At 26.4% G+C, this 3585-nt stretch carries 3 protein-coding genes and 1 pseudogene; all 4 read right to left on the bottom strand.

The annotated features are described in order from the left end of the window. A partial coding sequence (locus AC2FB1_RS10920) for a KxYKxGKxW signal peptide domain-containing protein (RefSeq protein WP_490675258.1) occupies positions 1–365 on the bottom strand: 365 nt, incomplete at its 3' end. Between the two features lie 818 nt (positions 366–1183). After that, positions 1184–1794 (bottom strand): annotated as a pseudogene (locus AC2FB1_RS10925) (recombinase family protein). Positions 1795–2168: 374 nt separating this feature from the next. After that, on the bottom strand, positions 2169–2891 hold the full coding sequence (locus AC2FB1_RS10930) for an ABC transporter permease (RefSeq protein ID WP_490675259.1): 723 nt from the start codon (positions 2889–2891) through the stop codon (positions 2169–2171). Further along, positions 2888–3511, bottom strand: coding sequence for an ATP-binding cassette domain-containing protein (locus AC2FB1_RS10935; protein ID WP_490675260.1), 624 nt, complete (start codon positions 3509–3511; stop codon positions 2888–2890). The genes AC2FB1_RS10930 and AC2FB1_RS10935 overlap by 4 nt, the downstream gene beginning before the upstream one ends. Positions 3512–3585: the final 74 nt, after the last annotated feature.

A 3585-nucleotide genomic window follows, 5' to 3' on the forward strand; every position in this document is an offset into this window, starting at 1 on the left:
GCTGCACTATCTTTTGTTTCTTTAGTTGAATTTTGGTCCCCTATTGTGGTACTATTTGAACTTATTTCAGAAGTTACAGGCGTTTCAGATGCAGCAAACACTTGATGATCATTTAACATATTAAATGTAAATGCTCCTCCAATAATTGCCGATGTTTTCAAAGTATTTTTCTTCAAGTTATTATTTTTAGTATTTATTTCTTCTTTACTTATCTCTTTTTGTCCATAAAAAGGTAAACCCATTAATTTCAGTAATTGAATTTCTTTAATTCCTGCTTTTATCCAATTTTTACCTGATTTATACAAACGTACTCTAGCTTTTTCTTCACTAAAACTTTCTTTAAATCTCTGTGATTTTTTCGACATATTTTCCTCCACATATTAGAAATCATTTGATGTTATTACTATCTGAAAATCTTTTATTTTTTAATAAAACAATAATATCATTCACAATCTATAAAAGCAATTATATTTCTGAGACATAAATCTTAGAAAAATAGTCAGTAAATGGATTTATAATAAAACCATTTACTGACTTCTTTATTTACAATACTGCGTATTGTTGGCTCGCTTTCTTAGGGGACAACTTTAACTTGTCTTCTTTCAAGAGTCTCTCCAAAACACTTTGTCTTTATATGTAATTTTACATTGAAATACTTAAAAAAATAAGACCCTTTCGTATAATTTAATAAACACTAACAAACTAAATTAACGAGGTAACTTAAGTATAAATATTATAACATCACTTACCTTACTCTACCAATGGAAATTTCAGTACTTATTCCTACACATGATATGTGAATGATATTGTTGAAACAATTCTCGATATTGAATTCGATGAATTTAGACATCATCGTGGCGCGACATCGTATCATCCCAAAATGATATGAAAATAGTGTTATATGCCTAAACACAATCTGTATTTTCTGGTAGAGAAAATGATGTAGAAACTGTTTTGGATTTATGAAAGCTATTTTGGGTTTCACTCGAGTGTCCGTTCGAGGAATAAATAAAGTTAAAAAAGACAATTTCTATTGAAATAATATAGAAATTGTCTTTTTTAACTTATCCAGAAACTTTATGTCCCGGACTCTCTTGTCTTATTATTAAAAGCTCATAATAGATTATGATTATCTGTTTTAGGATACTATGAGAAGTTCTAATTTGCATCGAAAATTCATTTATCAAGATAAATCTCCTTTATTATTTTTAATTCTATAGACCGTCTGTCTTGTAATATTCACTTCTTTCGCAATCTTACTAATTGCTTTACCTTCTTCTAACATTTCTACAATTCTATGATAAATAATGCGTTTTTGAGGGTCCTTTGCATTTGGTGAATAAAGTAAAGGGCGCCCTTTATAAACCCCTTTTTCTTTCGCAACTTGAATCCCTTGAGCTTGTCGACGTTTACTTTCATTTCTTTCTTGCTCTGAAACCATTGCTAATATTTGTATGATTAAATCTTTCATAAACTTATCTAATAATGGATTACCAATGACTTCGTTCATCATAGGTAAACTAGTAATCATTAATTGAACTTCTTTATCTTTTAAATAGTTAACTGTGTTGATCACCTCATCATAATTACGACCTAAACGGTCCATAGATTCTACTACAAATCTATCGCCCATTCTCACAAAGTTAAGTGCTTCTTGAAATATAGGTCTGTTTTCTACTGACTTTCCCGATTGTTTTTCTGTAAATATTTTTCAACACCAAATATTTTTAAATTTTCGATTTGTCTTTCTAAATTTTGATCAATAGATAAGACTCTCGCATAACCAACAATCATTAATATACACCCTAATCATACATTCTAGTTACTGACAATTCAACAATCCATTTTGTATGATTAGGGTGTACCCTAAATTTATTATTTGTTTAACTTCTCCACTTTTTTATAACATCAGTCATGCTTATTTCTTCAGTCACATCTAAAGTTTTCCATTTCTCACTCCATATTTCATGAACCCTTACATTAGATGACTTAGGCTTCGGGGTTCTGTTGCAAAGTTAAATTAATATACAAAGTTATGCAAAAGCAGTAAATTATATACTATTATATCAACAGATTATTCGGTTGGATTTTATTATTTTTCATTTCTTTGTATCTATATTATATGATTTTCAAGTTTGCAACAGAACCAATTTTTATATGCAACCAAATTACCTAATCTTTAAATTACGTACTCCTGTAAAAATAAATATTATTGATATTATAATAAGTAACATTATACCTACTATTATATCATTTGAACTTTCAAATCCCATAGATGAATCTATAATATCTAAACCAACTCTATAACTCAAAGTGGTAGGTATCAAATTAGAAAATGGTGCTGGTATAAGAATCAGAGATACCATCGTAATACCTATAATTATAACTAATGAGACAATATAATTATTGAATATAGTAACTAGAGTAATAGATAGAGGTATTAGGAAAGTTGTTAAGAGTAAGTTAAGGACTGTAAAACTAATAATAATCATTACTAAAGATTCAGACAAACCGTCAAAAATAAAATAGAATAATAATAATAAAATTAAATTTAATAAATAGAGAAAAGTACAATATAAAAAAGATACTAAAAATTTTGAAAAAAACAATTTATACTTATTTTTGGAATAAGAAAGCCAGTTTAATAAAGTATGGTTTTTAAATTCTATATAGAATATAGATGATCCAATAATACCTATAGCTATAGGCGTTATCATGAAATATTGATTATAAAATCTAAAATAAAAACCATCAATTAACGATAAATCTTTATTATTAATAAAAAAATTAGCAATATTCATAATAAAAGGTAGTAAACTTAATAAAAAAACAATTATTATAAATCTTTCACTTCTAATTTTAATAATTTCATTTTTTATAAAAGTTATCATTTTAAATAAGCCTCCTCTACCTTCATACTCATAATTTTTAAATATACTTCTTCTAAAGTCATTTTTTTAGCATTATTGTAATATTTAACTAGCTCATTATAATCTCCTAAAATATAAAAACGGCCACTACTTTTTATAATTGAATATTCATTATTAATTTTAAAATCCAAATTATTTGTCCTATCATTTATTTCCACAAGACTATAATGTCTTTTATTATTTCTCAAATGAGCTATCAGCTTTCCATTTTGAATAAAAAGAAAAACATCAGTAAACTCTGATAATTCTCTTAAAATATGACTAGAAACTATAGTAACCCTTTTTTCGTTTTTAATTTCACTAATTATTATATCTCTTATATCTTTTATTCCCATAGGATCTAAACCGTTTGAAGGTTCATCTAATAATATTAAGTTAGAATTACCAATTAATGTTTTAGCTATACCTAATCTTTGTTTCATTCCCATTGATAAATTTTTAAATTTTTTATTTCTTGCACTATTTAAATTTACTATTGATAATAATTTATCTATATGTAATGTATTAATGCCAAGATACCTAGCATGTAATATTAAATTTTCTTCACATGTTAGATTGGCATAAAAAGCAGGGTAATCAATGGCACTGAACCCTTAAAATGGGAACTTAATAAAAACACTATGTTCTAGGCTGCTAATTCTCTGTATTTTACAGG

The sequence above is a fragment of the Staphylococcus sp. CoH_129_LAB_1 genome, from assembly GCF_058191515.1.

Excerpts from the sequence above, each read along its gene's own strand:
- AC2FB1_RS10930 (WP_490675259.1), bottom strand. The coding sequence starts at position 2,891 with ATGATAACTTTTATAAAAAATGAAATTATTAAAATTAGAAGTGAAAGA.